26 protein-coding genes are annotated in these 26,563 nt (G+C 70.1%); 16 read left to right on the top strand and 10 right to left on the bottom strand.

Annotated features, from left to right (window positions below; translation table 11 throughout):
* Window positions 1–158 precede the first annotated feature (158 nt).
* On the top strand, window positions 159–827 hold the full coding sequence (gene erm, locus HNR30_RS23490) for a 23S ribosomal RNA methyltransferase Erm (RefSeq protein WP_376771757.1): 669 nt from the start codon (window positions 159–161) through the stop codon (window positions 825–827).
* Here erm and HNR30_RS23485 read toward each other — a convergent pair.
* The 3 genes from HNR30_RS23485 to HNR30_RS48055 form a co-directional block, all read right to left on the bottom strand.
* Entirely contained in the window at window positions 799–2,163 is a 1,365-nt protein-coding gene (locus tag HNR30_RS23485; RefSeq protein WP_181612079.1) for a putative hexosyltransferase, read from the bottom strand. The genes erm and HNR30_RS23485 overlap by 29 nt on opposite strands.
* 186 nt (window positions 2,164–2,349) lie before the next feature.
* Window positions 2,350–3,747: a carbohydrate-binding protein gene (locus tag HNR30_RS23480; protein WP_181612078.1), complete on the bottom strand. Its 1,398-nt coding sequence runs from the start codon at window positions 3,745–3,747 to the stop codon at window positions 2,350–2,352.
* Window positions 3,744–5,411: a carbohydrate-binding protein gene (locus tag HNR30_RS48055; protein ID WP_181612077.1), complete on the bottom strand. Its 1,668-nt coding sequence runs from the start codon at window positions 5,409–5,411 to the stop codon at window positions 3,744–3,746. Before HNR30_RS48055 ends, HNR30_RS23480 begins: the two co-directional genes overlap by 4 nt.
* Window positions 5,412–5,806: 395 nt before the next feature.
* Here HNR30_RS48055 and HNR30_RS23470 point away from each other — a divergent pair, with 395 nt between their 5' ends.
* Window positions 5,807–7,699, top strand: coding sequence for a serine hydrolase (locus HNR30_RS23470; RefSeq protein WP_220133831.1), 1,893 nt, complete (start codon window positions 5,807–5,809; stop codon window positions 7,697–7,699).
* Here HNR30_RS23470 and HNR30_RS23465 read toward each other — a convergent pair.
* Together HNR30_RS23465 and HNR30_RS23460 are read right to left on the bottom strand one after the other, a co-directional pair.
* Window positions 7,696–8,352, bottom strand: a complete 657-nt coding sequence (locus HNR30_RS23465; protein WP_181612076.1) for a maleylpyruvate isomerase N-terminal domain-containing protein — start codon at window positions 8,350–8,352, stop codon at window positions 7,696–7,698. The genes HNR30_RS23470 and HNR30_RS23465 overlap by 4 nt on opposite strands.
* Before the next feature lie 5 nt (window positions 8,353–8,357).
* Entirely contained in the window at window positions 8,358–8,858 is a 501-nt protein-coding gene (locus HNR30_RS23460; protein ID WP_181612075.1) for a MarR family winged helix-turn-helix transcriptional regulator, read from the bottom strand.
* Between the two features lie 105 nt (window positions 8,859–8,963).
* On the opposite strand from HNR30_RS23460, the gene HNR30_RS23455 reads away from it, so the two are divergent.
* Together HNR30_RS23455 and HNR30_RS23450 are read left to right on the top strand one after the other, a co-directional pair.
* On the top strand, window positions 8,964–9,887 hold the full coding sequence (locus HNR30_RS23455; RefSeq protein WP_181612074.1) for an EamA family transporter: 924 nt from the start codon (window positions 8,964–8,966) through the stop codon (window positions 9,885–9,887).
* A gap of 14 nt (window positions 9,888–9,901) precedes the next feature.
* On the top strand, window positions 9,902–11,074 hold the full coding sequence (locus tag HNR30_RS23450) for an MFS transporter (RefSeq protein ID WP_181612073.1): 1,173 nt from the start codon (window positions 9,902–9,904) through the stop codon (window positions 11,072–11,074).
* Window positions 11,075–11,200: 126 nt separating this feature from the next.
* Here the strand turns inward: HNR30_RS23450 and HNR30_RS23445 are convergent, their stop codons facing one another.
* Complete coding sequence (locus HNR30_RS23445; RefSeq protein WP_181612072.1) at window positions 11,201–11,689, bottom strand: nuclear transport factor 2 family protein; 489 nt, start codon at window positions 11,687–11,689, stop codon at window positions 11,201–11,203.
* A gap of 144 nt (window positions 11,690–11,833) precedes the next feature.
* Between HNR30_RS23445 and HNR30_RS23440 the strand changes: the two genes are divergently transcribed.
* Window positions 11,834–12,628: an ArsR/SmtB family transcription factor gene (locus HNR30_RS23440; protein ID WP_181612071.1), complete on the top strand. Its 795-nt coding sequence runs from the start codon at window positions 11,834–11,836 to the stop codon at window positions 12,626–12,628.
* Here HNR30_RS23440 and HNR30_RS23435 read toward each other — a convergent pair.
* Window positions 12,611–13,279, bottom strand: a complete 669-nt coding sequence (locus HNR30_RS23435; protein WP_181612070.1) for a nitroreductase family protein — start codon at window positions 13,277–13,279, stop codon at window positions 12,611–12,613. The two genes, HNR30_RS23440 and HNR30_RS23435, sit on opposite strands and share 18 nt — an antisense overlap.
* A 93-nt stretch (window positions 13,280–13,372) precedes the next feature.
* On the opposite strand from HNR30_RS23435, the gene HNR30_RS23430 reads away from it, so the two are divergent.
* On the top strand, window positions 13,373–13,846 hold the full coding sequence (locus HNR30_RS23430) for an Lrp/AsnC family transcriptional regulator (protein WP_181612069.1): 474 nt from the start codon (window positions 13,373–13,375) through the stop codon (window positions 13,844–13,846).
* A 145-nt stretch (window positions 13,847–13,991) separates the two neighbouring features.
* On the opposite strand, the gene HNR30_RS23425 is transcribed toward HNR30_RS23430, so the two are convergent.
* A complete protein-coding gene (locus tag HNR30_RS23425) occupies window positions 13,992–15,203 on the bottom strand; it encodes an ROK family transcriptional regulator (RefSeq protein WP_181612068.1) in 1,212 nt (403 codons plus the stop codon).
* Window positions 15,204–15,273: 70 nt separating this feature from the next.
* Between HNR30_RS23425 and HNR30_RS23420 the strand changes: the two genes are divergently transcribed.
* The 6 genes from HNR30_RS23420 to HNR30_RS23395 all read left to right on the top strand — a co-directional run bounded on the left by HNR30_RS23420 (window position 15,274) and on the right by HNR30_RS23395 (window position 20,923).
* Window positions 15,274–16,623 (top strand): extracellular solute-binding protein, encoded by a 1,350-nt coding sequence (locus tag HNR30_RS23420; RefSeq protein ID WP_181612067.1) that lies wholly within the window; start codon window positions 15,274–15,276, stop codon window positions 16,621–16,623.
* On the top strand, window positions 16,620–17,462 hold the full coding sequence (locus tag HNR30_RS23415; protein WP_181612066.1) for a carbohydrate ABC transporter permease: 843 nt from the start codon (window positions 16,620–16,622) through the stop codon (window positions 17,460–17,462). Before HNR30_RS23420 ends, HNR30_RS23415 begins: the two co-directional genes overlap by 4 nt.
* Window positions 17,459–18,271, top strand: coding sequence for a carbohydrate ABC transporter permease (locus HNR30_RS23410; protein WP_181612065.1), 813 nt, complete (start codon window positions 17,459–17,461; stop codon window positions 18,269–18,271). Before HNR30_RS23415 ends, HNR30_RS23410 begins: the two co-directional genes overlap by 4 nt.
* Window positions 18,272–18,312: 41 nt before the next feature.
* A complete protein-coding gene (locus tag HNR30_RS23405) occupies window positions 18,313–19,497 on the top strand; it encodes a serine hydrolase domain-containing protein (protein ID WP_181612064.1) in 1,185 nt (394 codons plus the stop codon).
* 9 nt (window positions 19,498–19,506) lie between these two features.
* Window positions 19,507–20,142: a leucine efflux protein LeuE gene (gene leuE / locus HNR30_RS23400; RefSeq protein WP_181612063.1), complete on the top strand. Its 636-nt coding sequence runs from the start codon at window positions 19,507–19,509 to the stop codon at window positions 20,140–20,142.
* Between the two features lie 151 nt (window positions 20,143–20,293).
* The gene (locus HNR30_RS23395) at window positions 20,294–20,923 is read left to right on the top strand and encodes a VC0807 family protein (protein WP_181612062.1); all 630 of its coding nucleotides are present in this window, start codon (window positions 20,294–20,296) and stop codon (window positions 20,921–20,923) included.
* Here the strand turns inward: HNR30_RS23395 and HNR30_RS23390 are convergent.
* Together HNR30_RS23390 and HNR30_RS48050 are read right to left on the bottom strand one after the other, a co-directional pair.
* Complete coding sequence (locus tag HNR30_RS23390) at window positions 20,831–21,733, bottom strand: hypothetical protein (RefSeq protein ID WP_181612061.1); 903 nt, start codon at window positions 21,731–21,733, stop codon at window positions 20,831–20,833. The genes HNR30_RS23395 and HNR30_RS23390 overlap by 93 nt on opposite strands.
* A gap of 41 nt (window positions 21,734–21,774) precedes the next feature.
* Window positions 21,775–22,878: a sensor histidine kinase gene (locus tag HNR30_RS48050; protein WP_181612060.1), complete on the bottom strand. Its 1,104-nt coding sequence runs from the start codon at window positions 22,876–22,878 to the stop codon at window positions 21,775–21,777.
* Window positions 22,879–23,243: 365 nt separating this feature from the next.
* On the opposite strand from HNR30_RS48050, the gene HNR30_RS23380 reads away from it, so the two are divergent.
* The 4 genes from HNR30_RS23380 to HNR30_RS23365 are packed head-to-tail and all read left to right on the top strand — an operon-like array spanning window position 23,244 to window position 26,536.
* The gene (locus HNR30_RS23380; RefSeq protein ID WP_246378912.1) at window positions 23,244–23,834 is read left to right on the top strand and encodes a DedA family protein; all 591 of its coding nucleotides are present in this window, start codon (window positions 23,244–23,246) and stop codon (window positions 23,832–23,834) included.
* A 55-nt stretch (window positions 23,835–23,889) separates the two neighbouring features.
* Entirely contained in the window at window positions 23,890–24,690 is an 801-nt protein-coding gene (locus HNR30_RS23375) for a DMT family transporter (RefSeq protein ID WP_181612059.1), read from the top strand.
* On the top strand, window positions 24,690–25,898 hold the full coding sequence (locus tag HNR30_RS23370) for a glycosyltransferase (protein WP_181612058.1): 1,209 nt from the start codon (window positions 24,690–24,692) through the stop codon (window positions 25,896–25,898). Before HNR30_RS23375 ends, HNR30_RS23370 begins: the two co-directional genes overlap by 1 nt.
* Window positions 25,895–26,536: a DUF998 domain-containing protein gene (locus tag HNR30_RS23365; RefSeq protein ID WP_181612057.1), complete on the top strand. Its 642-nt coding sequence runs from the start codon at window positions 25,895–25,897 to the stop codon at window positions 26,534–26,536. Before HNR30_RS23370 ends, HNR30_RS23365 begins: the two co-directional genes overlap by 4 nt.
* Window positions 26,537–26,563: the final 27 nt, after the last annotated feature.

The following is a 26,563-nucleotide window of genomic DNA, read 5'->3' as shown; positions in this document are numbered from 1 at the left end:
CGAAGCGACCCGGAAGGGCATCAGCTGTGGCGCAGTCATTCGCATTCGGCAACTATTCGCACACCCAGAAGAAGGCCACGCGCTCCCCGCAAGGCCGCACGCCTCGCGACCGGGCCAGGCGTGAACTCTCGCAGAACTTCCTCACCGACCGGACGGCGATCAAGCAGATCGTCAAGATCGCCGACCCGCACGGGCTCGTCCTGGAACCGGGTCCCGGCGAAGGCGCCCTCACCAGGGAACTGGCTGAACGGGCCGAGGTAATCGCCTACGAGCTCGACCCGCTGCTGGCGGCCAAGCTCAGGGCCAGGGCCACCGGAGCCACCGTGGTCAAGGGCGACTTCACCTCCGCCAAGGCGCCCGACCGGCCGTTCTCGGTCGTCGGCAACATCCCGTTCTCGGCCACCTCGAAGATCGTGGACTGGTGCCTGCGCGCCCGGCACCTGACGAGCGCGACGCTCGTCACCCAGCTCGAGTACGCGCGCAAACGTTCCGGCGACTACGGACGCTGGAGCCTGGTGACCGTGGCCTCGTGGCCGTGGTTCACCTGGGAGCTGGCCGGTCGCATCGACCGGGAGAGCTTCCGTCCCGTGCCGTCGGTCGACTCCGGGATCCTGCGCGTCGACAGGCGGCCCGAGCCGCTCGCCGAGGACCGCGGGGCCTACCTGGAGCTGGTCGAGCGCGGCTTCCAGGGAGTGGGCGGCTCGCTCTACGCCTCACTGGGCAGGCCGAGGCACGCCTTCCAGGAGGCGGGCATCGCCCACGACACCGTCGTCGGCTACGTGCATCCCGATCAGTGGGTCACGTTGTTCCGCTCAATGCGGGGCTGACGCCGGGAGCCTGGACGGGCCGCTGCGACTGCGGGTCGCGGCGGCCCCACGGCATGGCCATCACCAGCAGCGGGAGGATCACGATCGAGAAGCGTGACCAGTCGCGGTGGGCGTACCACCAGGGGTCGACGGCGAGCTGCGTCATGTAGAGGTAGCCGTAGGCCGACCAGGCCGACACCGCCAGGATCGCCGGCCAGGCGAAGCGGGTGGGCCTGGCGATGAGGAAGGGCATGAACCACATGAGGTACTGCGCGCCCAGGCGGGGCGTGACGACCATGAAGGCCAGCAGGATGGCGATCGTCATGTCGATCGGATCGGCCTTGCGCCACAGGTAGATGACGACGAGCACCGAGGCGTAGATCAGATAGGTGCCGAGCTGGGCCGCCCACGGGATCAGCGCCCAGTCGCCGCCGGTGATCCACGGGGTCCAGCCCCACTCGCCGACGATCGGGCGGATGTTCTTGATTTCGCGGATGACCTCGGGGATCTGGTGGAAGGCCGTGCCCGCGAAGATCGGCAGGGTGACCAGGAAGAAGATCGGGACCGCGCCGGTGAACAGGAGCGAGACGATCCGCGCGCGCATGGTCGGCAGGAGCAGCAACATGCCGGGGATCAGCCAGATCGGCCAGCTCTTGGCGCACAACGCCAGGCCCATGAGCAGGCCCGCCAGCATGCCGCGCTTCAGCGTGACGCGGTCGTCGGCGAGGGGGCGCAGCGAACGTTTCACCCAGGCCCAGGCCCGGTTGGGGGCCTCCGCCACGCCGTACATCCGCACGCGCTCCATGACCGGCATGGTGAAGCCGGTGCGCTCGGGCGAGCCGGGTCCGCGCGCCACCACGAAGGCGGCCACGCCGAAGGCCAGCGCCACCGGCTCGACCTGGCCGTGGTGGGCGGCGACGAGCAGCGCGAGGGGGTTGAGCGCGTACTGCAGCGCCCGCAGGTTGGCCTTGGCGCCGCCGGCGAGCTTGGCCACGAGCGGGATGAGCGCGATGTCGGCGACCACGGTCACCAGGCGACCGGCGTACTCCCACGGCAGGCCGAGCCACAGCAGGATCCCGTACATGTAGGGGATCGTCGGCAGGAAGTGCCAGCCGCCCTCGCTGCCCAGCACCGGATCCTGGCGGTTGAGCACCGCCTCGCCGGCCGGCCTGAAGCTCTCCTCGTAGTCGACCGGCTGGAAGGCGTCGTCGGCGGAGGCGAAGTAGATGACCGCGCGCACCGCGACGCCGAGGAGGACGGCGACGGTGAGGGAGGGCCGCCAGTCACGCCACTGGGCGATGAGGGCGACGGCGACTCCGACGAGCAGGACCAGGCCTGTGAGCACTGCGTGTTCCATGGTGGCCACTAGCCTGCCGTACCCACGAAGGAGCCCGCCACCGGTCCCAGCAATCCCATACCCCTACAAAACCCCAGGTCAATGCGCATATAACACGTCAGAATCGGGTGACACAACTCACAGGAAACTCTTCGGGAAAGCGCTCCGCGGCGCCGGATCCCGACCTCCGGCGCCGCGGACCGCTGGTCAGAAGCCCGCGGTGATGCGGGTGAACTCCCACTCAGGCTGCGAGATGCCGCTGCAGTTGGAGGTCACGCCGCCGCCGGGGCAGGGCCTGTCACGGTTGACGGCCCAGTAGGCCAGCCGGGTCAGACCCTTCGACCTGGCCCAGTCACGGATCTGGGTCCAGGTCGCGGTGCTGGTCATCTCCTGCTGGTCGGACAGGCCGTTCATGCCCGAGATGCCCATGCGGGCGTAGGCCTGCGCGTCGGTGTAGCCGTAGGCCGACTTCAGCGCGTTCTTCAGGCCCTCGGAGGCGTTGACGGTGTCCTGGTAGATGTTGGAGCTGCCGAAGTCGAACGGCATGATCGTGAAGTTGTCGATCGGCACCGCGAGCGCCTTGGCCTGGTTGATCAGGCGGATGCCGTGGCTGTTGGGCCCGGTGCGGGTGGTGCCGAAGGTCACGACGACCTTGACGTTCGGGTTGTTCTGCTTGACGATCTTCAGCGCGTTCAGGATGCGGTCCTGCACGGTGTAGTTCTCGAACTCGTCGGTGTTCTCGATGTCGAAGTCCACGACCGCGGGTCCGACCGCGTTGATGACCTGCTGTACGGCACCGGCGAACGCGGCCGGGGTGGAGCAGTTCGGGCCCAGCTTGTTGCCCGACCATCCACCGAAGGAGATCTGGACGTTGCCGCCCTTCGACTTGATCGTGTTGATCGCCTGCTGGTCGGCGCCGCCGGTGAGCGGCCGGTTGCCGTCCCAGGCCGGGGTGCAGCCGCCGCTCGACAGGATGAAGGCCATGGTGAAGGACTTCACGCCGGTGGCGTCCATGACGGTGCCGGGGTTGGGCGGATTGCCCCAGCCCATGTAGAGGTAGGGCGCGCCCGCCATCTTGGTCGGGTCGGGGTTGGTCGGGCAGCCGGTGGTGGTGCCCGTGACGTCACGGCCCGCCGACTCGCCCACGTTGTTGTAGGCCTTGACCGTGTAGGTGTGCGTGGTGCAGGTGCCCAGGCCGGAGATGGTGGCGCTGGTGCCGCTGCCCGTGCTCCTGACCGTGCTGCCCTCGTAGACGCGGTAGCCGGTGACGGTGCCGCTGGAGGCGCCCCAGCCCAGGGTGAGGGAGCTGTTGGTCGCGCCGGTCACGCTGGCCGCGCCCGGCTGTCCGGGCACGCCTGGCTGGGGGGTGCCGCCGCCGGGCTTCCACAGGGCCGGGACGTTAGGCGGCTCCCAGCCGGGCAGCGAGGTGTGCCCCTGGATCGCCGTGTAGTCGATGCCGTTGTAGGTGACCACCGCGCCGACGGCGTAGGCGGTGTAGGGGGCCCAGGCCGCGGCGGCGACCGCCGCGGTGGGTGCGAGGAGCACGACCGGCGCACTCGTGGCGAAGAGTGCCGCCACCGTCGCCACTATGACGCGGAGTTTCATGGCATTCCTTGGAGGTGGGGCTTGACGGTCTTGGAGAAGTTCCAGTTGTGGCTGGCGTCCCAGTTGATCGACCAGGTCATCGCGCCGCGGATGTCCGGGTAGGCGCGGGGCGGGACGAACGAGCCGCAGCTGTTCCTGGTGGCCAGGCAGGTGAGCGCCTGGTTGACCAGGCTGGGCGCGACGACTCCGCCGCCGGCCGCGCCGGGTCCCGCGGGCAGGCCCAGGGAGACCTGGTCGGGGCGCAGCCCGTTCTCCAGCTGGATGCAGGCCAGGGCGGTCATGAAGTTGACGGTCCCTTGCGAGTAGGCGAAGGACTGGTCGCAGCCGAGCATCGAGCCGGAGTTGTAGTACTGCATGTGGACGACGGTGAGGATGTCCTTGATCGCCAGGGCGAGCTTGAAGTACTCCATCCCGGTCGACTGCATGTCGATGGTCTGCGGGGCCATCGTGATGATCAGGCCCGCTCCCACGCGGCCGCGCAGGTCGCGCAGCGCCTGGGCCATGTAGGTGGCGTTGAGGCCGTTCTCCAGGTCGATGTCGACGCCGTCGAAGCCGTAGCTCTGCATGAGCCCGTGCACGCTGGAGGCGAAGGCGCTCGCCGCGGAGCTGGAGGCGACCTGGACCCGGCCGGTCTCGCCGCCGACGCTCAGGATGACCTTCTTGCCGCGCTGCTTGAGCGCCGCGATGTCGGCCTTGAACTGGGCCTCGGTATAGCCGCCCACGGCGGTGGCAAGCGCGCTGTCCAGGGCGAAGACGACCTGACCCGGGGTGGTGGTGGCCTCGCCGAAGGCGACGGCGATCAGGTCGTACTCGTTCGGGACCTGCGACAGCTTCAGCTCGGTCGCCGGGTTGACGAAGTTGTGCCAGTAGCCGGTGAGGAAGTGCTTGGGCAGGCCGCCGCCGGGGTTGCAGCCGGTGGTGGTCGCCGAGCCGTCGCGGCCCGGTCCCTCGCCGTTGGCGTTGTAGCCCTTGACGGTGTAGGTGTGCGGCTCGCAGGTGCCCAGGCCGGAGATGGTGGCGCTGGTGCCGGTCACGGTGGTCTTGAGCGTCGAGCCCTCGTAGACCCGGTAACCGGTCACGGTCCCGGAGGAGGCGCCCCACGACAGGGAGATCGAGGTGTTCGTGGCCGTCGCGGTCACCGTGCCCGGCTGGCCGGGCAGGTTGACGCAGCCGGTGGTGGAGCCGGAGGCGTCACGTCCGGCGGACTCGCCCGAGCTGTTGTAGGCCTTGATCGTGTAGGTGTGCGACTCGCAGGCGGCCAGGCCGGAGATGGTGGCGCTGGTGCCGGTCACGGTGGTCTTGAGCGTCGAGCCCTCGTAGACCCGGTAACCGGTCACGGTCCCGGAGGAGGCGCCCCACGACAGGGAGATCGAGGTGCCGGTCGCCGTCACGGTGGCCGCGCCGGGCTGGCCGGGCGCCGGGAGCGAGGTGCCTCCGGCCTTCCACAGGGCCGGGACGTTCGGCGGCTCCCAGCCGGGCAGGGAGGTGTGCCCCTGGATGGCGGTGTAGTCGGTGCCGTTGTAGGTGACCACCGCGCCCACGGCGTAGGCGGTGTACGGGGCCCAGGCCGCAGCGGCGACCGCGGCGGGGGGTGCGATGAGCTGGACTGGGGCGGAGGTCAGGCAGAGCGCGGCAAGGGTCGCCGCTATGACCCGGAATTTCATGGATGCTCCAGGGGTGGCCGTACGGCTCGCGTGGGGGGTGTCAAGCTGCCGCGAGCCGTACGGAATCAGGGGGTGCCGGAGGCTTGCTGGGACTGTCAAGTCAGGTAAGAAAGCAGCGCGCCTCATGATCGCTCCCACGACAGGGAGACGTTGGGGCGGTCCTCATCCCGTGCCGGGAGGAAACGGCGCCGTGGAGACGGTTTCCGCAGCTCTATCGGGGCCATCGCGGGGGTGATCGCGACATCTGGAGTCCCAATTCATGATTTCTTTTAGGAAAGTTTCCTAAGAGTTGTGGCGATCGTAGCCTTGACAACCGACCCCCACAAGGCCCAAATCCCCCACTTGAGTACGGCCTGCTCATGACGCCTCCGCCGGGGCCGCACATGCTCGGAGACATGACCGTTCACAGCAGACGCGACGTGCTCCACGCGGGTGCCGCGCTGGGCATGGCGATCGGGCTCGACTGGGCCGGGATCACCGCTCCGACCGGCCGGACCCCGTCCGGCTGGGTCGCCAGGCACAACCTCACCTCCGCGCAGTACCAGGCCGAGTGGGACCGGCTCTCCGCCCTCGGCTACCGGCCCGCCCACGTGAGCGGCTACGCCGCGGGCGGCCAGGCCAGATACGCGGGCATCTGGGAGAAGGCGCCGGGCCCGCCGCTCATCGCCCGCCACGGGCTGACCTCGGAGCAGTACCAGGCCGAGTTCACGCGGGTCACCGGGCAGGGGTACCGCCTCGTCCAGGTGAGCGGCTACGACGTCGGCGGCCGGCCGCACTTCGCCGCCATCTGGGAGCGCGCCGGCGGCTCGCCGTGGGTGGCCCGCCACAACCTCACCTCCGCGCAGTACCAGGCCGAGTTCACCCGTCTCACCGGGCAGGGTTACCGGCTGACCTGCGTCGACGGCTACCAGTCGGGCCGCCAGGCGCTGTTCGCGGCCATCTGGGAGCAGACCGCCGGCCCGCCGTGGGTGGCCCGCCACAACCTCACCTCCGCGCAGTACCAGGCCGAGTTCACCCGCCTCACCGCACAGGGCTACCGGCCCGTGCACGTCAGCGGCTACACCGTCGACGGGAACGATCTGTACGCCGCGATCTGGGCGCAGGGCGCCGGACCGCGCTGGTCGGCCAGGCACGGCCTGGACTCCGCCGCCTACCAGGCCGCCTTCGACGACCACCAGCGCCGCGGCTACCGGCCGCTGCAGGTCAGCGGCTACGGCTCGCCACGATTCGCCGCGATCTGGGTGCACCAGACCCCCGCCGCGGGTGACTTCGCCGCCGTCGACACGGTCGTCAACCGCCACCTCACCGGCTCGGGAGTCGCGGGCATCTCGCTGGCGGTGGCCCGCCGCGGACGGCTCGTCCTGGCCAAGGGGTACGGCCTGGCCAGGCGGGACACCGGCGAGCGCGTCACGCCCCGCCACCTGATGCGCGTCGCGAGTATCTCCAAGCCGATCACCGCGGTGGCCGTCATGCGGCTCGTCGAGGCCGGACGGCTGACGCTCGACCAGCGCGTCTTCGGCCAGGGCGCGCTGCTCGGCACCCGCTTCGGCACCAAGCCCTACACCGCGAACCTGCGGGCGATCACCGTGCGGCACCTGCTGCAGCACACCTCGGGAGGCTGGCCCAACGACGGTGACGACCCGATGTTCAAGAACCCGGCGATGACCCATGCCCAGCTGATCACCTGGACCCTCGACAACCAGCCCCAGAAGCACGCGCCTGGCGCCAGGCACCTGTACTCCAACTTCGGCTACTGCCTGCTCGGGCGCATCATCGAGACGGTCAGCGGGATGGGCTACGCGGAATACGTGCGACGCAACGTGCTGGCCCCGAGCGGGATCACCAACATGCATCTGGCGGGCGACACCCTGGCGCAGCGGCGCTCCGACGAGGTGATCTACTACGGGACCGATCCGTACGCCATCCCGGCCCGGCGCATGGACGCCCACGGAGGCTGGCTCGCCTCACCGACCGACATCCTGCGCTTCGCCGTCCGGGCCGACGGGTTCGGGGCCGTGCCCGACCTGCTGCGCTCCGACACGACGCGGGTGATGACCACTCCTTCGTCCGTCTTCGACGGATACGCCTGCGGGTGGGCGGTCAACAAGGCGGACACGTGGTGGCACACCGGGCGGCTCACGCCCAACGGGACCGAGGCCGTGCTGGTGCGCACGGCCGGGGAGTTCTGCTGGATGGCGGTGTCGAACGGCAACCGGGTCGATCTGGACACGATGATGTGGGAGGTTCACCGGGCCGTCGCGACCTGGCCCTCGCACAACCTGTTCTAGCCCAGGACCAGCGGGAGCCGTTCGGCGAGGCCTCCCAGTTCCGCTCGCTCGGCGTCGGACGGCGCGCGCCGTCCGGTGCCGGTCAGCAGCGCGCCGGCGTCGGAGAACGACGCGGGGAAAGGCGCCCCGGCGATCCCCTCCAGCATCGCGCGCGAGCGGGCCAGGCCGGCGGCGGGCGGGCCGGGCACGTGCGGGAGGTGCGCGATCAGGTCGAGGTGGTGCAGCGTCCACTCCAGGACGTAGGCCGACAGGTAGTCGCCCGCGGTGAGCACCTGGTCTCGGGTGCCGACGCGCATGCCGGGATCGGCCAGGTCCGCGGCGCGTCCCGCGGCGGAGCCGACGTCGTCGAGGTGGAACGTGAGCAGACGCGGCTCCCGGTAGGCGGCCGCCAGCCGTACGGTCAGCGCGTCGAGGTCGTCGTCGCCGGTCGGCGGGGTGCCGGAGACCTCCCAGTAGGTGAGCGCGTCGCGGGTCGGCTCGCCCTCGGCCGGGGTGGCCAGGGTGATCAGGACATCCTGGGCGTCGATGACCAGGTGGCAGACCAGGTCGCGCACCAGCCAGCCGGCGCAGCCCGACGGGCGTGCGAAGTCGTCGTCGGACAGGCCCGCGACCGCGGCGCGCAGCGCGGCCCACGACGATGAGAAGAGGGTCATCCTGCCTACTCCAGCGAGGTGTCTCCGAGCGATTCCAGCAGGTCGCGCAGGGCGCCCGCGAGGTCGTCCCGTTCCTGCCCGCTCAGCGCCCGCAGGATGCGCGCCTCGTTGGCGACGTGCAGGGGGACGAGCTCCTCGATCAGCGTCCAGCCCCGGTCGGTGAGCCTGACCCGGACCGAGCGCCGGTCGGCGTCGTCGCGCACGCGCTCGACCAGGCCCCTGGCGGTCAGCCGGTCGATGCGGTTGGTGATCGCGCCCGAGGTGACCATGGCCGCCTTGTTGAGCGCGCCCGCCGTCAGTTCGTACGGCGGGCCGGAGCGGCGCAGCGTGGCCAGGACGTCGAATTCCCATCGTTCGAGGTCGTGACCGGCGAAGAAGTCCTTCAGCTCCTTGTCGAGGATCAGGGACAGGCGGGTGATGCGTCCGACGACGCCCATGGGCCAGACGTCGACGTCGGGACGTTCTCGCTTCCACTGCGCCAGCACCTCGTCCACGGCGTCCGCCATCGGGCACTCCTCTCAACGATGACTATCTTAACGTTCATCTACTTGACGTTGAGGCGTTCGTGGGTGATTATCTCAACGTTGAGATTATGAATGGAGAGGCAAACGATGTCCACTCTCGTCACACGATGGCGCACCGTCGCCCTCACCTCCCTGACGCCCATCGCCTGGGGCTCCACCTATGCCGTCACCACCGAGTTCCTCCCGCCCGACCGCCCCCTGTTCACGGCGCTGATGCGGGCACTGCCCGCGGGCCTGGTGCTGCTGGCGGTCTCCCGGGTCCTGCCGCGCGGCGTGTGGATCTGGCGGTCGGCGGTGCTCGGCGTGCTCAACATCGGCGCCTTCTTCCCCCTGCTGTTCCTGGCGGCCTACCGCCTGCCCGGCGGGGTGGCCGCGGTGCTGGGCGCGGTCGGCCCGCTGTTCGCGCTCGGACTGGCCGCCCTCCTGCTGGGCGAGCGGCCCACCTGGCAGAAGGTGCTGGCCGGGATGGCGGGGGTGCTGGGCGTGGGCCTGGTGGTGCTGCGTTCCGGCGCGGCGCTCGACGCCGTGGGAATCGCCGCGGGACTGGCCGGGGCCGCCTCCATGACGGCCGGCACCGTGCTGGCCAAGCGCTGGGGCCGGCCGGACGGGGTGGGCCCGCTGGCCCTGGCCGGCTGGCAGCTCGCCGCCGGCGGCCTGCTGCTCGTGCCCCTCGCCCTCCTCGTCGAGGGCGCGCCGCCCGCCCTGGACGGCTCGGCCGTCATCGGCTACCTCTACCTCGGCGTCATCGGCACCGCGCTCGCCTACTGGAACTGGTTCCGCGGCATCTCGCGCCTCCCCGCCACCTCGGTCTCCTTCCTGGCCCTGCTCAGCCCGGTCTCCGCGACCGTCATCGGCTGGGCCGCACTCGGCCAGGACCTCACCCCGCTCCAGGTGCTGGGCATGGCCATCGCCCTCGGCGGCACCCTGCTCGGCCAGGGACCCGCCCGCACCCGCGTCGACCTCACCCCGCCCACGCTCCCCCGCCGGGAACGCGTCGGCGCGGCACTCTGAAGGAGAGCAGAACCATGACCCTCGTCCACGAAGAACGTGTGACGCTCAAGCACTGGCTGTCGGTGCTGGCCGTGGCGGCCGGCACGTTCCTGGTGGTGACCGCCGAGCAGCTGCCCGTCGGGCTGCTCACCTCCATCGGCGGCGACCTCGGCGTCACCGAGGGCACGGCCGGCCTCATGGTCACCGTGCCCGGCCTCGTCGCCTCCGTCAGCGCGCTGCTGGTCCCGGTCGCGATCGGGCGCCTCGACCGCCGCGTCGTCCTGCTCGGGCTCGTCACCCTGATGGTGGCGGCCAACCTGTTGTCGTTCCTGGCCTCGGGCTTCCCCATGCTGCTGACGGCGCGCTTCCTCGTCGGGATCAGCATCGGCGGCTTCTGGGCCCTGGCGGCGGGCATCGCCGTACGGCTCGTGCCCGGCTCGCACGTCGGCCGGGCGACCTCGATCGCCTTCGGCGGCGCCACCGCCGCCAACGTGTTCGGCGTCCCCGCCGGGACGTTCGTCGGCGGGCTCACCGACTGGCGTGTCGCCTTCCTGATCCTGGCCGGGCTCGGCCTGGCCGCCCTGGTCTCCCTGTTCGTGCTGCTGCCGCCGATCCCGGCGGCGGAACCGCTCAGGATGGGCGCGCTGTTCGGGATGTTCGGCGACCGCGTCGTCCGCGCGGCCGTGCTGACCACCTTCCTGCTCGTCAGCGGGCACATGACGGCCTACACCTTCGTCAGCCCGATCCTGCAGGAGCACACCGGGGTGGACGCCGCTCTGATCGGGCCGATGTTGCTGGCGTTCGGCGTGGCGGGCGTGGCGGGAACCTTCCTCGCCGGGAGCGCGGCCGCGCGCAACGCGCAGGGCACGATCATCGCCGGCAGCCTGCTGCTCGGCGGGGTGCTGGCGCTCTTCCCGCTCGTGGGCACCGTGCCCGTCACCGGCATCGCCCTCCTGCTGTTGTGGGGCCTGGCGTTCGGCGGGGTGCCCGTCGGGGTGCAGATGCTGATCTTCAAGGCCGCGCCGGACCGCATCGAGGCCGCGACGGTGCTCAACACGGTGGTGTTCAACCTGGCCATCGCGCTGGGCGCGCTGGTGGGCGGGCTGATCGTCGACTCGGCCGACGTCACGGTGGCGCTGTGGTTCGCGGCGGCGCTCGCGGCGCTGACCGTGGTGCCGGTGTGGAGCACCCGCGAACGCCAGCGGTAGCCGCGCTTGAGCAGGTACTTCGCGCGCGCTTCGAAGCCTTCCTGGCTGAGCTGCTCGAATCATCGCCTCCGCGTGTTTCGTCTCCGGAAGGGAGACGATCGACGCCGGGCCCCGCACGACACGCGCCTAGAGGTCCTTTCTGGGGAGCGGTCTCAGGATCCCTTCCGGCACTCCGACCAGGCCGTGCGCGAACAGGCGCCGCTCGGCGATGCGCCAGCCGTGGGCCGGGGTGCGCACGAAGCGGTCGACGTAGCGCCCCATCACGACCGGGTCGACGTCCAGGCCGGGCATGATGTGCCAGGCGTACAGGTAGGCCACCGTGTCGGCGTGGTCGGCGTCGGTGAAGCGGATCTCCACGTTGGAGATGTGGTGGCTGGTGACCGTCATGTGGCGCAGCTGCCGGGTCAGCCAGTCGGTGACCTCCTTGGCCGAGCGCAGGGTGTCGCCCTCGCCCTGCCCGTAGTCGGCCAGGCAGTCGTCGGTGAACAGTCCCGCCACGGCGTCGTACTCCCGCTCGTCGACGAGGCGGGCGTAGGTGTGCAGGACCTGGGTGATGGCGGCCCGGTCTGCGAGCTCGCGGAGCTCGCGGACGACGGCTTCGGTGTCAGCGGACATGGCGTCCCCCAGTCGGGTGCGGCCGACAGTTCGTTGACTACGTCGCCTTTCACCACCCTGGCGTTACTCCACCTTGACATGCAGCCACCTGGCTGCCTAACGTGAAAAGGCAGCCAAACGGCTGCATGATGACAGAGGGCGAGCATGGACGAGGTGTTCAAGGCACTGGCCGACCCGAGCCGTCGCGCGTTGCTCGACTCGCTCAACGCCCGCAACGGGCAGACGCTGCGCGAGCTGTGCGCCGGGCTCGACATGGCCAGGCAGTCCGTCAGCAAGCACCTGACGGTGCTGGAGGAGGCCGGGCTCGTCACCACCGTGCGCCGGGGCCGCGAGAAGCTCCACTACCTCAACGCCGCGCCCGTGCACGAGATCGCCCACCGCTGGATCAGCCGCTACGACCAGGCCAGGGTCCAGGCCCTGGCCGACCTGAAATCCGCCTTGGAGGAGACCCCGATGGACGCGCCCACCTTCGTCTACACCACCTACATCCGCACCACCCCGCAGAAGCTCTGGCAGGCGCTCACCGAGCCCGCCTTCACGCGCCGCTACTGGGCCACGGAGTTCGCCACGGACTGGGCGGCGGGCTCGCCGATGACCTGGGACAACCACGGCGTGACGATCAGCGACCCCGAGCAGGTCGTGCTGGAGGCCGATCCCTTCAAGCGCCTGTCCTACACCTGGCACGCCGTCACCCCGGAGCTCGCCGCGCGCTTCGGCTGGGACGACGACCTGCTCGCCCGCCTGTCGGCCGAGTCCAGGTCGAAGGTCACCTTCACGATCGAGGAGGCCACGTCGCAGGTCGTGAAGCTCACCGTCGTGCACGACGGCTTCGAGCCGGGGTCGAGCCTGGCCGAGATGGTCAGCCACGGCTGGCCGAACGTGGTGGCGAGCCTGAAGTCGCTGCTGGAGACGGGCGAGCCGCTACCCGAGGACGCGTGAGAGCGGCTTCCTGGTGAGGTCGGGCACCTCCGCGTCGGGCGCCGGATAGCCCACGGGGAACAGGATGTAGGCCCGCTCGTTCGCCGGCCGCTCGCAGATCGTGCCGAGGAAGGCCATCGGGTTGGGCGTGTGGGTGAGCGTCGACAGTCCCATCGTGTGCAGGGCGGTGATGAACAGGCCGCACGCGATCCCGACGCTCTCGTTGACGTAGTAGTGCTTCACCCGGCTCCCGTCCTCCCGCGTGCCGTACTTCTCGGCGAAGCAGACGACGAGCCAGGGCGCCACCTCCAGGTATCCCTTGTCCGAGGTGGTCTCCAGCGGGGCGAGGGCGGTGCGCCATTCCGGGGTGAGGCGTCCGCCCTCGTAGTTCTGCCGCTCCTCGATCTCGGCGGCCTCGCGGATGCGGCGCTTCACGGCGGGGTCGCCGATGACCACGAACTTCCACGGTTGCTGGTGGGCTCCGGACGGGGCGGTGTTGGCGGCGAGGACGGCCAGGTCGATGCACTCGCGCGGCACGGGATCCGGCGAGAAGGAGCGCACGCTGCGCCGCCTGTCGACGTGGGCGTAGAACTCCTCGCCCCGGCGGATCATCTCGTCGGCGGGCAGGCGCTCGGGGCGGTAGGGCACGAAGGGGTGGTTGTGCGAGGTCACGGGAGGGAGTGTCGGCATGGTCCTGGACGGCTGACAACACCGATCTAGTTTCACTGCCATTTAGCCAGCTATATCGGGATATAACTGGCTGATATGCCAGCACGTCTCAAAGGGCTTGACGATCTCGACCTGAAGATCCTCAAACTCGTGCACGAGCGGCCCAGGAGCGGGCTGCTCGAACTCGCCAGGCTCCTGCGCGTCGCGCGGGGCACGGTCCAGGCCCGCCTCGACCGCATGACCGCCGACCAGGTGATCGTCGATTTCGGCCCGAACCTCTCACCCAAGGCCCTCGGCCACCCCGTCCAGGCGTTCACGACCCTGGAGGTCGAGCAGGGTTCGCGCGCGGACATCTCCCGGACCCTGAAGACCATCCCGGAACTGCTCGAAGCGCACATCGTGACCGGGCCCGGTGACGTGTGGTGCCGTATCGCGGGGCGCGACCACGAGCACATCCAGCAGGTCATCGATCGCATGCTGGCCATCGACGGGGTACGGCGGAGCAGCACGGTGATCACGCTGTCCGCCGTCGTGCCGTACCGCGTGCTCCCCCTGGCCGAGCAGGCCTGAGCACGCGTACGGCTCGCGCGGCCACCCCAGCCGCGCGAGCCGTACGGACCCAGCCGACGCCCCGCCGTGGTGCCGCCAGCCCCGGCGCCCGCGGCGAGTCGTTCTAAATTCATAGTAAACCAGTGGGGATTGTTGGTAAAGCCCTTCAGGCCTCTCTGACCAGTGCGTCGATCCGCGGCGCGTAGGTGGCGTGGAAGACGAGCGAGGCGGCGCCGATGGCGGCGGCGTCGGCCGCGATGGGCGAGACCTCCACGCGTACGGCATGCAGCCGCCTGGCCAGCACCCGCCCGGCGACCGCCTCGGAGATGGCGGCCCGGTAGACCTCCCCCACCTCGCGCAGCGCGGGACCCCCGAGCACGAGCAGGTCGATGTCGAGCATGTTGACGATCGAGACGGCCGCGTCGGCCAGGCGGGCGGCGGCCTCGTCGATGACCGAACGCGCCAGCGGGTCGCCCGCCGCGGCGGCCGCGCACACGCGCGCGTGGGTGAGCCGGTGCGGCGACAACGACGACGCCGCGCCGAGGGCGAGCCGCTCGCGGGCGGCTGCGACGATGGCGCTGGGGCAGCACAACGCCTCGACGCAGCCCCGGTTGCCGCAGTAGCACTCGGGCCCGTCGGGCACGACGGTGATGTGGCCCAGCTCGGCGGCGTTCAGCGAGCGGCCACGGTAGATCTGGTTGTCGAGGAACATGCCGCCGCCGATGCCGGTGCCGAGGTAGAGGTAGACGAAACCGGGCGTGCTGCGGGCCAGCCCGGCCCAGCGTTCGCCGATGGCGGCGGCGGTGGCGTCGTTGTCGACGGTGACGGGGAAGCCGATGAGGCTCTCCACCTGCTCGCGGATGGGCACGCGGTCCCAGCCTGGCAGCCTCGGCGGGTTGACGATGACGCCCTTGGCGTCGAGGGGGCCGGGGGCGGCCAGACCGAGTCCCAGCACCTTGGAGTCGGGGATACCCGCGTCGCGCAGCAGCCGCCGCGCCGTACGGGCCATGGTCCTGACCACCGCGTCGGGCACCGCCTGCCGTACCTTGCGGTGCAGCTTGACCACGGGACGGCCGGCCAGGTCGGCCAGGACGTAGGTGATCTCGACGGGGTCGAAGTGGATGCCGATCGCGTAGCCCGCGGCGGGGTCGACGCGCAGGATCGTGCGGGGCTTGCCGCCACTGGAGCTCTGGTGGCCGTCCTCGACGACCAGGCCCTCCTCCAGGAGCCGCCGCACGATCACCGAGACGGTCTGCGCGGTCAGGCCGGTGCGCTCGGCGATCTGGACCCGGCTGATGCCGTCGCCGACCTGGATGGACTCCAGCACCACCGCTCGGTTGAAGCTGCCGACCTTGGGCAGGTTCGTGCCCTTATGCATGTGGTCAATGTCACAGAAATCGTTGACTTTGTAAATCAAATAGATTTACGTTCTAGTCAAGGAGGCCGTCATGAAACGTGTTCTCATTGCTTCCCTGCTCCTGTTAACAGCCTGCTCGAGCACCGAGCAACCGTCCACCACGGGCGTCAAGGAGCTCGAAGTCCTCTACAAGGTCGAGCCCACGTGGCCACATCTGGAGAAGATGCTGCAGAACGCCAAGAAGCAGTACGAAGCCGCCCACCCGGGGGTGACCATCAAGCTCACCCCCGTGCAGGGCAACAACGAGGTGTACTACACCAAGCTCGCGCTGCTCAACCGCTCCGCCGACTCCGCGCCCGACCTGTACTACCACGACACCTTCCAGGTCAACGCCGACGTCGCCGCGGGCAAGCTCTCCCCGCTCGACGACTACCTCGCGAAGTGGCCCGACTGGCAGGCGCAGTACGCCGACAGCGTCAAGCAGGCCGCCAAGGGCGGCGACGACAAGATCTACGGCGTCCCGATCAGCACCGACACCCGCGGCCTGTGGTACCACAAGGACGTCCTGGCCAAGGCCGGCATCCAGGTGCCGTGGGAGCCGAAGACCTGGAACGACGTCCTGACGGCGGCCCGCGCGATCAAGCAGAAGGTGCCCGGCGCGATCCCCTTCACGATGTACTCCACCAAGATCCACGGCGAGGCGTCGACCATGCAGGGCTTCGAGATGCTCCTGTACGGCACGCCCGGGGGCACCCTCTACGACGAGACGCGGAAGAAGTGGCTGACCGGCTCCAAAGGCTTCACCGACTCCCTGACGTTCGTCAACACCGTCTACCGCGAGGAGCTCGGCCCCAAGCTCGCCGACGCGCACAACGCCAAGCTCGGCGACAAGGTGACGCTGGAGTGGTTCCCGAAGGGCGAGCTCGGCATCGCCCTCGACGGCGCCTGGATGTCGGCCGCCTGGCGGCCCACCGCGCCCAAGCCCTGGCCCGAGTGGCAGGACAAGATCGGCTGGACCAGGATGCCCACCCAGAACGGCGAGGCGCCGGGCGCGGTGAGCATGTCGGGCGGCTGGGTGATGGCGATGAGCTCCTACACGACGTTCAAGCAGGAGGCCTTCGACTTCATCACCACCGCCACCAACAAGGACAACACCCTGCTCTACTCGGTCGGCACCGGTGACCTGACGCCGCGCAAGGACGTGGCGGAGGACCCGAGCTACACCAAGGACAACCCGACCATCAAGTTCTGGACCGACCTGGCCTCGGTCACGCACTACCGTCCGGCCTTCGAGGAGTACCCGAAGGTCTCCAACCAGATCCAGGAGGCCATGGAGGCGGTCACCACGGGCGCGCAGAGCCCGGAGGAGGCGGCCAGGACCTACGCCGAACGGCTGCCGTCGGCGGTGGGCGGGCCCGACAAGGTCGCCGCCACGGGATGAGACGCTGGCTGCTCCCCCTGGGGCCCGCGCTGGTGCTGCTGGGCCTGTTCATGGTCGGGCCGATCCTGTGGAGCGTCTACATCGCCTTCACCAACGAGACGCTCACCGGGTCGGCCTCGGTCGACTCTCAGTTCATCGGCACGGCGAACTTCGTGCGCATGTTCGGCGACGAGAACTTCCTCAACAGCTTCCTGCTGACCTTCGTCTTCGTGATCGGCTCGGCGGTGATCGGCCAGAACACCCTGGGCCTGATCATCGCGCTGCTGCAGCGGGGCCGCTCACGGACGACGCGCGGCGTGGTCAACGGCGTCGTCATCGGCGCCTGGGTGATGCCCGAGGTGGTGGCGGCGCTGTGCTGGTTCTCGTTCCTGTCCGAGGACGGCACCCTCAACACCGTCCTCGGGCTGGAGCAGGAGTGGCTCTACACCGCGCCGATGCTCGCGGTCGTGCTGGCCAACGTCTGGCGCGGCACGGCCTTCTCGATGCTGGTCTACTCGGCGGCGTTGTCGGAGGTGCCGCGTGACCTGACGGAGGCGGCCGCGGTCGACGGCGCCGGGGCCCGGCAGCGGCTCGTCCACGTCACGCTGCCGCTGATCAGGCGCTCCATCCTGGCCAACCTGATGCTGATCACGCTACAGACGCTGGCCTCGTTCGGCCTGATCTACACGCTGACGGGAGGCGGTCCGGGCAATGCCTCGCAGACCACCCCGCTCTACATGTACGAGCAGGCCTTCAAGTACTTCGAGATCGGGTACGGCTCGGCGATCGCCCTGGTGCTCCTGGTCATCGGGGCGCTGTTCTCACTGGTCTACCTCCGGCTGATCAGGGTGGAGGAATGATGGGACGCTGGGCGCCGCCCATCGCGCTGGGCGTCATCGTGGCAGCCTTCCTCGGCCCGTTCGCCTGGGTGCTGCTCGCCTCCGTGCAGCCCGGCGCGAACCTGGCCGCCGAGCCCACCTGGGAGTTCAGCCTGACCAACTTCGAGGCGGTGCTGACCTGGGAGACCACGGTCCTGCCGCTCATCAACTCGGTGATCATCTCGGGTGGCACGGCGGCCCTGACCGTGATCGTCTCCGCGCTGGCGGCCTACCCGCTGTCGCGCTACCGGCTGCGCTACAAGCGGCACTTCATGCTCACGCTGCTGTTCTCGACGGGCCTGCCGGTGGTGGCGATCCTGGTGCCGGTCTACTCGATGTTCTTCAGGCTCAACCTCTACGGCTCGGTGCCCGCGATGATCGTGTTCCTGTCGGCCAGTTCGCTGCCGTTCGCGATCTGGCTGATGAAGAACTTCATGGACGGGGTGCCGATCAGCCTGGAGGAGGCGGCGTGGGTCGACGGCGCGGGGTGGGTGCAGTCGCTCACCAGGGTCGTCGCGCCGCTCATGGCGCCGGGCATCGCGGTCGTGGGGATCTTCGTGTTCGTCGGGCAGTGGGGCAACTTCTTCGCGCCGCTCATCCTGCTCGACGCGCCGGAGAAACAACCGGCGGCCATGACGATCTTCACGTTCTTCACGCAGTACGGGCAGGTGGCCTATGGCGAGCTGGCGGCGTTCTCGATCATCTACACGACGCCGGCGGTGATCCTCTACGTGGCGGTCAACCGGTATCTGGCGGGTTCGTTCAACCTGGGCGGAGCAGTGAAGGGCTAGACATACTGGACGGTCGGCCAGTTTCGTGGTCCATTCGTGAAATGACCGTACAAGGCACCTGCGACCCGCGCTTCGCCCAGGTCGCTGAGGAGTTCGAGCGCAACCTCGCCGAGCGCGGCGAGGTCGGCGCCTCCGTCTGCGTCATCGTGGACGGTCAGACCGTCGTGGACCTGTGGGGCGGCTCCGCGGGCGAGCGCGCGTGGGACCGCGACACCGTCGGCCACGTGTGGTCGTGCACCAAGGGCGCCACGGCGTTGTGCGCCCACATCCTGGCCTCGCGGGGCGAGCTCGACCTCAACGCGCCGGTCACGCGCTACTGGCCGGAGTACGGCACGCGCGGCAAGGAGGGCACGCGGGTGCGTCACCTGCTCTCCCACCAGGCGGGCCTGCCCGCACTGCGCACGCCGCTCGCCCAGGGCAGCTTCTACGACTGGAAGCTCATGGTCGACACGCTCGCCGAGGAGGAACCGTTCTGGGTGCCCGGCACCCGCCACGGCTACCACGCGCTGACCTTCGGCTTCCTGGTCGGCGAGGTCGTCAGGAGGATCAGCGGCCGCTCGCTGGGCACCTTCTTCCGCGAGGAGGTGGCCGAGCCGCTGGGCCTGGAGTTCTGGCTGGGCCTGCCGGAGGAGCACGATCATCGGGTGGCGGTGACGATCCCCGCGGACATAGGCGCCGAGCTGTCCTCGTTCTACACGGCGGCGATGAGCGACCCGGCCTCGATGCAGGCGCTGCTGCTGGGCAACAACGCCGGCTACCTGGCCGAGTCCGACAGCAGGGCGGCGTATGCCGCGGAGTTCGGCGCGGTCGGGGCGATCACCAACGCCCGCGGGCTGGCGGGCCTGTACCAGCCGCTCGCGCAGGGCGGCGGTGACCTGGTCACACCGGCGCAGCTGGCCCTCATGGGGCAGACCGCCTCGGCGGGCGGCGATGCGATGCTGATGGTCCCGACCCGCTGGAGCCTGGGGTACATGAAGTCGATGGACAACACCTACCTGCCGGGCGCCGACTCCGACGGGGCTCTGATGTCGGAGACGGCCTTCGGTCATGCCGGCATGGGCGGTTCCGTGGGCTTCTGCGACCCGGCCGAGCGGCTGTCGTTCGGGTACACGATGAACAAGCAGGGCATCGGACTCGGCATCAACCCGCGCGGCCAGGCGATGGTGGACGCCGTCTACGGCATTCTGGGATACCGGCAAACCGGGGCGCACTGGTACAAGCCCTAACATTCATCCATGTTCTTCGGTGTCACCAACATCTGGGCCTACGTGCTGGCCGCGCTGCTGATCGTGCTCCTGCCCGGACCCAACTCGATCTACGTCCTGACCACGGCCGCCCAGCGCGGAGTGCGCGAGGGCTATCGCGCGGCGGCCGGGGTGTTCGTCGGCGACACCGTCCTCATGCTCGCCGCGGCGCTCGGCGCGGCGTCGTTGCTGCAGTCGAGCCCGCTGCTGTTCACGATCGTGAAGTACGCGGGCGCGGCCTACCTGGGGTGGATCGGCTTCCAGATGATCCGCGGCGCCTGGCGCCGCGACAAGACCGAAGAGCGGGTGCAGGTCGCCGCCGATCCCAGCCCGTTCCGCAAGGCGCTGGTGATCAGCCTGCTGAACCCGAAGGCGATCCTCTTCATCGTCTCGGTCTTCGTGCAGTTCGTCGACACCTCCTACGCCACGCCCGCGGTGCCCTTCCTCATCCTCGGGGTGATCCTGCAGCTGTTCAGCGTGCTCTACCTGTCGACGCTGATCTTCGGCGGCACCTTCCTGGCCTCGCAGTTCCGCTCCCGCAGGCGCCTGTCGGCGACCCTCACCTCCGGGATCGGCGTGCTCTTCCTCGGCTTCGGCGCCAAGCTGGCGACCGCCTCGCTCGGTTAGTGAGCTGCAAGGCCGAACGTGTAGAAAGCGACAGTGGCACCCGGCGGGGTCGGGTACGGTAGGCCACCGGCGCGCACCCCCGGCGTCCCGGTGGTGAATACCCCCTCATGTTTGGGTAGTCGTCGGTATCCGGTCGAACCGCGGAGCAGTCTTGAACCATCCCCCGGTCACTCTCCCTCGCCTGACCACCTTGTTGCGGCAGGCGGCGCCCCGCCTGCTCGAAGGCGTGGTCGCCCCCCTCGCGGTGTTCTACTCCGTGATGGCGCTGCTGGGCTTCGAACTGGCCCTGGTCGCCTCCATCACCTGGGTCTACCTCTGCGTGGGCGTGCGGCTGGTGCGCAGGACGAAGGTCCCGGCCACGATGTTCCTCGCGGCGACGGCGGTCACCATCCGCGCGCTGGTCTCCTTCTTCTTCGGCAGCTGGCAGTCGTTCTTCATCCAGCCCGAGCTCGGCACCATCTGCCTGAGCCTGATCTTCCTGGCCTCCATCAGGCTCAACAAGCCGATGGTGCAGAAGCTCACCCTCGACTACATCCACCTGCCGCAGGCGGTGCTCAAGCACGAGCGGGTGCGCCGGTTCTTCGTGCGCATCACCCTGCTGTGGGCCTTCGTCATGCTGACCAACTCCGCGGTGAGCATCTACCTGGTGCTGCACGAGACGCTCGGCGGCTACATGCTGATCCGCACCTCAGTGGTGGCCCTGATAAGCGGGTCGGCGATCACCTTCTCGATCGTCGCGTTCAAGCGGGTCCTGCGCCGCCTGCACCACGCCCCCGCCTGAGGTCAGCAGGAAGGCTCCGGCCACCCCGAGCACCAGTCCGGTCATGAGGGCGAACAGCTCGACCATGTGGGCGGTCGTCGGCACCCCCTGGACGATCATGATGATGAGCGTGTAGAGGGCCCAGCCGAACATCGATCCCGATCCGACCCAGGCCATCATCAGGTACGGCAGGCGCCTCCTGCCCAGCACCAGGGCCAGGTAGCCGGCCCCCGCCGCCAGCGCGAGCACTCCGGCCACGAGCTCGGGGATGCGCTCGGCCAGGGCGAACTTGGCCCCGCCGACCACGACGCACATGATCAGGGCACCCCAGGCGACCACCCGCTGCAGTGGCGGCGCCGTGCCGTACCTCCCCGACCAGGCGGCGGGCCAGCGGTCGGCGGCGTAGAAGGCGAAGGCGGCGGCCAGCGCGATGCCCTGCACGATGAAGCCGCCGTAGACGACCATGAACACCCAGCTCGCGATGACCTCGTCACCGGAGAAGGGGGCCAGTCCCTCCACGAGCACGGTCAGGGGGGTGCCGACGACGATGGTGCCGAGCAGGCCGGTGCCCACCCACAGCGGCAGCGCCACCAGCCAGGCGGGCAACCGCAGACCCCATCGCGTGATGAAGGCCAGCGCCAGGACCAGTCCGACGGCGTCGAGGGCGAAGGTGGCCGCGTTGGCTCCGATCATCTTCGCGGTCGCGAACAGCTCGGGCCTGCTCACTCCCACGTAGGTGCCGGTGAGCCAGAGCAGCTTGAGTGTGAGGTAGGGCAGGGTCGCGGCCATGGCCACGACTCCCGCGACGATCCTTCCGGGCGAGGTTGTCATGGCATCCAGCCTGCTCGCGCCGGGACCGCCCGGCCTCCCGCCTAGCGGGGAGGCGCCTCCCCCTCATGGGGGAGTTTCACGGTGAGCAGGTAGCCGTCGCCGTCAGGGCCCGCCTCCAGCGTGCCTCCCGCGAGCCGTACCCTCTCCCGCAGGCCCGCCAGGCCCAGGCCGCCGGAGCGGGCGACGTGCCGGCCGGCGGGCGGGCCGTTGCGCACGGTGATCAGCGACGCGGTGACGGACACGGCCACGCGGGCGCCGGGAGCGTGCTTGGCGGCGTTGGTCAGGCCCTCCTGGACCACGCGGTGGGCCAGTGCCGGCTCGGCGCCGTCGGCGGTGAGCGTGATCGTCATGCCGGAGTCGCGAGCCCGCGCCACCAGTGCGGCGACGTCCTCGCCGACGGGCACGAGCGGGGCGGCGCCGTCCTCGCGCAGCAGGCCGATGATCTCCCGTAGCCGCTCGGTCGCCGCCGAGGCGGCCTCGCGCAGCTCCCCCGCGGCCTTGGCGTGCGCCCCGTCCATCATCTCCAGGGCCGCCGCGCGCACGGCGATCAGCGCCAGGTCGTGGCCGAGCGAGTCGTGCATGTCGTGCGCGATGCGGGTGCGCTCGCGCAGGCGTGCCTGCGCCTCGGCGGACTGCGTGGCGCGCTCGCGCTGCTGCGACAGGCCGCGCCGCAGCAGGCCCAGGCCGTACGGCAGGACGTAGGCGAGCAGCAGGCCCGACAGGACCGTGATCCACTGGCCGATCAGCAGCCCGCCTGCGGTCACCACGGCGAAGACCGCGAGCGCCGGCCACTGCCGCGTCATGCGGCGCCCGGTCAGGTAGGAGTACCAGATCACGCCGGGGGTGATCGCCGCGACCGGGAAGACCTTGATGTCGACGAGCGCCGGGTTGAGCCAGGTCACATCGCTGGTGGCCAGCGACTCGGTCATGCTGGGCGGCAACGCCGCCGACAGCAGCAGCACGGCCGCCGGCGGCCAGGGGCGGCCCACCGCGACGGCCACCCCCACCAGGGCGACGCGGGCGCCCGTCACCCCGAGGAAGGCGGGCAGGTCCGTCACCGGGTCGGGGCCCGCCGCGGCCACCAGCACCGACAGCACGGCCCACAGCAGCACGTCGGACAGCAGCTGGCGTCGCGTTCTTCTCACCCGCCCGACCCTAGCGTCCACCTGCGACGATCCGCCCCTGACGAAAGTCAGGTGGGGGTTACTGCCTATCGGACGGTGAAGCTGGCTCCACCCCGCAGTCGGATACCTGCACTCCTGTCCGGGACGCTCCGGCTCGGAAGGATCGTGGTCGTGAGGATGACGAAAGTCAGGGCCGGTACTCGCCTATCGGCCGATGTCCCACCTCCGGCGCGGTACCTAGCTTCGGTCAGGTACCCCTCCGGGGGCGACTAGGGGACTTCCCCGATGTCCGCGCAACAGGGTGCGGACCAGGCTGGGGTGACCCTCCCACGGTGATCGGAGACATCGGCATGTCGCAAACAATCCTGGACCTCCTCCATCAGGTGATGTCCTCGCCATGGTTGTACCTGGCGATCTTCGCGCTGGCGGTCCTGGACGGGTTCTTCCCGATCGTCCCTGCGGAGACCTCCGTGATCACCGCCGGGGTGTTCGCGGCGACCGGCCAGACCAACCTGGCGCTGGTCATCCTGGTGGCCGGCCTGGGGGCACTGGCGGGAGACCACATCTCCTACCTGATCGGGCACAAGTCGGGCGGCAGGCTGCGGGACAAGAAGGCGTTCGTCTGGGCCCGCAAGGCCCTGGACGAGCGTGGCGGCCTGGTCCTGGTGATCGCGCGGTACATCCCCGGAGGGCGTACCGCGACGACGATCACCATGGGCGCGGTGCGCTACCCGCTGCGGTCCTTCACCTTCTTCGACGTGATCGCCGCCTCCTCGTGGGCGGTCTACTCCGGCCTGATCGGCTTCTTCGGCGGCATGGCCTTCGAGAACGACCCGATCAAGGGGCTGCTGCTGGGCCTGGGCATCGCCGTCACGATCACCGTCGTGGTGGAGGCCGTGCGCTGGTTCCGCAAGCGTTCACAGAACTCTCCCAGGGTGCTCGTAGAAGCAGCCCAGAACTCTTCTCAAGACTCCTGAATGTTCGCCTGACGGACATCAACGACGGCAACCATCCCAGTGAAAGGAGTGCGCGATGACTGTGCTGGCCGCGGCCGTGGCCCTCGCCGGCTCGTTGTTCTTCGCACTCGGCGCCGCCTTCCAGCAGTTCGAGGCGGCCAGCGGCAAGCCGAGCATGCGAGCGCTGCTGCGCAGGCCCCGCTGGCTGCTGGGCGGCCTGGCGATCCTGGCCGGCGGCGCGCTCCACATCGTGGCCCTGGGCCTGGGGCCGTTGACCGTCGTCCAGCCGATGGGCGTGGCCAGCCTGCTGTTCGCCCTGCCGATCGCGGCCGCCCTGCACGGACGCAGGCCCGCCAGGCAGGAACTGGTCGCCGCGGCGGTGGTGGCCATCGGCCTGATCGGGCTGGTCATGCTGGTTCCCCCGCACACGGGACCGACCTCCTTCAGCCCGCGTGACGCCGTGATCCTGCTGGGCGTCTCCGGCATCGCCGCGGTGCTGCTGTGGGCGGGCTCCCGCGTCACCGGCCTGGCCGGGCGCGCGGCCCTGCTGGCCACCAGCTCGGGCGTGCTGTACGGCGCGACCGCCACGCTCGTGCGCGTCCTCGTCGACGGCGGCTGGAACTGGTGGTACGCCCTGGCCCTGCCGATCCCCGCCTTCCTGGCGCTGATGATGCTGCAGCGTGCCTACGCCGTCGGCCACTTCGGTGTCTCCTTCGCCTCGCTGCAGATCGCCGACCCGCTCACCGCGGTCGCCTTCGGCGCTCTGCTGCTGGGCGAACCCCTGCCTTCCGGGATCCTCCCGATCCTGGCCGCCGCGCTCGCCGCGGGCGGAACCTTCGCTCTCGCCAGAACCACCCCCCTGGAAAGGACCCACTGATGGCCATCCCGCTGCACACGCTCGCCGAGGAACTTCAGCAGCCCGTCCCGACCAGGCCGCGCCGCGTGCTGATCTCGACCGACACCTACCCGCCCGACGTCAACGGCGCCGCCTACTTCACCCACCGCCTGGCCACGGGCCTTGCCGAGCGGGGCAACGAGGTGCACGTGGTGTGCGCCTCCGAGGACGGCCCGCGCAAGACCGACCTGGTCGACGGCGTGGTGGTACACCGGCTGCGCTCGGCGCCGATCCTGCTGCACCCGACGATGCGGGTGACCGTGCCCGGCCGCCTGGACCGGCTGTTCGAGGCGATCTCCCCCGACGTGCTGCACACCCAGGGCCACTTCGTGGTCGGCAGGGCGGCGATCGCCGCGGCCCGCCGCCGCGGGGTGCCCGTCGTGGCGACCAACCACTTCATGCCCGACAACCTCTTCCAGTTCGCGCACATCCCCTCCCGGCTGCGCGCCCAGGCCGGCAAGCTGGCCTGGAGGGACTTCTCGCGCATCTTCGACCGGGCCGACCACATCACCACGCCGACGATGCTGGCCGCCAAACTCCTGTCGGACCAGGGCTTCGGCCGCGAGGTCGAGGCCGTCTCGTGCGGCATCGACCTGACCCGCTTCCACCCGCACACCGAGCCGAAGGCCTGGGCGCGCAAGCTCTTCGACCTGGAGGACCGGCCCACCGTGCTGTTCGTGGGTCGCCTCGACGAGGAGAAGCGCCTCGACGAGATCGTGCGGGCCCTGCCGCACATCCTCAACACCACCGACGCCCAGGCGGCCTTCGTGGGACAGGGCAACCAGCGCGAGGTCCTGGAGAAGCTGGCCCAGCGCATCGGCGTCGGCGACCGGGTGAGGTTCCTGGGGTTCGTCCCCGACGAGCGGATGCCGCAGGCGTTCGCCGCGGCCGACGCCTTCGCCATGCCGGGCGTCGCGGAGCTGCAGAGCATCGCGACACTGGAGGCGATGGCCAGCGGGCTGCCGGTGGTGGCCGCCGACGCGATGGCGCTGCCGCACCTGATCGGCGGCAACGGCCACCTCTACCAGCCGGGCAACGTGATCGAGCTGGCCAGGCACCTGACCGAGATCCTCACCAACGACGTGCTGCGCGAGCACATGGGCCGCGTCTCCCGCGACATGGCCATGTCCCACGACCACCAGGCCTCGCTCGCCCGCTTCGAACAGATCTACGATGAGGTGTCCCGATGATCATTGGGGTTGTCGCCGGCTGCGTCATGGCGTTGCTGGGGTTGACCTACGTCCATCTGGCGCTGCCCACGCAGACGCTGCTCAGCGACTACGCGCTGGTCCAGGGCGGGATGCTGCCCGTCATGATCGGCATGCTCGCGCTCGCCTCCGCCTGCCTGTTCCTGGCCTACGGGCTGGCCGTACGGGAGCCGAACAAGAGCGCTGCCGCCCGGGTCCTGCTCATCGTGGCGGGGGCGGGCCTGATGCTCAGCGCCGTGTTCCCGACCGACCCGCACGACGGCGCCAACACGCTCGGCGGGGAGCTCCACCGCTGGGGCGCCGCGATGTTCTTCACCGCGCTGCCCGTGGCCGGCTGGGTGCTGGCCCGCGGACGGGAGTCGCTGGCCCGCTGGAACGCGGTGCGCGCGCTCAGCGCGACCTCCGCCGCCGCCCTGGTGGTCTACCTGGCCGCCCACCCGGCCGCGTTCACCTCGGCGTGGATCAACGGCGGCGCCTACTACGGCTTCCTGGAGCGCGGCCTGGTCGCCTTCGAGATCGTCGTCATCGTGGCGATGGCCCTGGCCGCCAGGACCCCGGCCGCCCAGGCCGCCGAGGAGCCCGGCACGCAGGAGCGCCCGCCGCTCAAGCTCGTCGCCTGAACACTTCGACCCCCGGCTAAACGTTCC

This window comes from Nonomuraea soli, assembly GCF_013761175.1.
Classification (GTDB): Bacteria; Actinomycetota; Actinomycetes; order Streptosporangiales; family Streptosporangiaceae; genus Nonomuraea; species Nonomuraea soli.
Note: the sequence above shows the minus strand (reverse complement) of the source record. Positions and strands in the feature narration are given on the sequence as shown.

What these genes read in the sequence shown, in the direction of transcription:
- HNR30_RS23485 (WP_181612079.1), bottom strand. Translation starts at nt 2,163, where the DNA reads ATGGAACACGCAGTGCTCACAGGCCTGGTCCTGCTCGTCGGAGTCGCC.
- HNR30_RS23480 (WP_181612078.1), bottom strand. Translation starts at nt 3,747, where the DNA reads ATGAAACTCCGCGTCATAGTGGCGACGGTGGCGGCACTCTTCGCCACG.
- HNR30_RS48055 (WP_181612077.1), bottom strand. Translation starts at nt 5,411, where the DNA reads ATGAAATTCCGGGTCATAGCGGCGACCCTTGCCGCGCTCTGCCTGACC.
- HNR30_RS23470 (WP_220133831.1), top strand. Translation starts at nt 5,807, where the DNA reads ATGACCGTTCACAGCAGACGCGACGTGCTCCACGCGGGTGCCGCGCTG.
- HNR30_RS23465 (WP_181612076.1), bottom strand. Translation starts at nt 8,352, where the DNA reads ATGACCCTCTTCTCATCGTCGTGGGCCGCGCTGCGCGCCGCGGTCGCG.
- HNR30_RS23460 (WP_181612075.1), bottom strand. Translation starts at nt 8,858, where the DNA reads ATGGCGGACGCCGTGGACGAGGTGCTGGCGCAGTGGAAGCGAGAACGT.
- HNR30_RS23455 (WP_181612074.1), top strand. Translation starts at nt 8,964, where the DNA reads ATGTCCACTCTCGTCACACGATGGCGCACCGTCGCCCTCACCTCCCTG.
- HNR30_RS23450 (WP_181612073.1), top strand. Translation starts at nt 9,902, where the DNA reads ATGACCCTCGTCCACGAAGAACGTGTGACGCTCAAGCACTGGCTGTCG.
- HNR30_RS23445 (WP_181612072.1), bottom strand. Translation starts at nt 11,689, where the DNA reads ATGTCCGCTGACACCGAAGCCGTCGTCCGCGAGCTCCGCGAGCTCGCA.
- HNR30_RS23440 (WP_181612071.1), top strand. Translation starts at nt 11,834, where the DNA reads ATGGACGAGGTGTTCAAGGCACTGGCCGACCCGAGCCGTCGCGCGTTG.
- HNR30_RS23430 (WP_181612069.1), top strand. Translation starts at nt 13,373, where the DNA reads ATGCCAGCACGTCTCAAAGGGCTTGACGATCTCGACCTGAAGATCCTC.
- HNR30_RS23425 (WP_181612068.1), bottom strand. Translation starts at nt 15,203, where the DNA reads ATGCATAAGGGCACGAACCTGCCCAAGGTCGGCAGCTTCAACCGAGCG.
- HNR30_RS23420 (WP_181612067.1), top strand. Translation starts at nt 15,274, where the DNA reads ATGAAACGTGTTCTCATTGCTTCCCTGCTCCTGTTAACAGCCTGCTCG.
- HNR30_RS23415 (WP_181612066.1), top strand. Translation starts at nt 16,620, where the DNA reads ATGAGACGCTGGCTGCTCCCCCTGGGGCCCGCGCTGGTGCTGCTGGGC.
- HNR30_RS23410 (WP_181612065.1), top strand. Translation starts at nt 17,459, where the DNA reads ATGATGGGACGCTGGGCGCCGCCCATCGCGCTGGGCGTCATCGTGGCA.
- HNR30_RS23405 (WP_181612064.1), top strand. Translation starts at nt 18,313, where the DNA reads ATGACCGTACAAGGCACCTGCGACCCGCGCTTCGCCCAGGTCGCTGAG.
- leuE (WP_181612063.1), top strand. Translation starts at nt 19,507, where the DNA reads ATGTTCTTCGGTGTCACCAACATCTGGGCCTACGTGCTGGCCGCGCTG.
- HNR30_RS23390 (WP_181612061.1), bottom strand. Translation starts at nt 21,733, where the DNA reads ATGACAACCTCGCCCGGAAGGATCGTCGCGGGAGTCGTGGCCATGGCC.
- HNR30_RS23380 (WP_246378912.1), top strand. Translation starts at nt 23,244, where the DNA reads ATGTCCTCGCCATGGTTGTACCTGGCGATCTTCGCGCTGGCGGTCCTG.
- HNR30_RS23375 (WP_181612059.1), top strand. Translation starts at nt 23,890, where the DNA reads ATGACTGTGCTGGCCGCGGCCGTGGCCCTCGCCGGCTCGTTGTTCTTC.
- HNR30_RS23370 (WP_181612058.1), top strand. Translation starts at nt 24,690, where the DNA reads ATGGCCATCCCGCTGCACACGCTCGCCGAGGAACTTCAGCAGCCCGTC.
- HNR30_RS23365 (WP_181612057.1), top strand. Translation starts at nt 25,895, where the DNA reads ATGATCATTGGGGTTGTCGCCGGCTGCGTCATGGCGTTGCTGGGGTTG.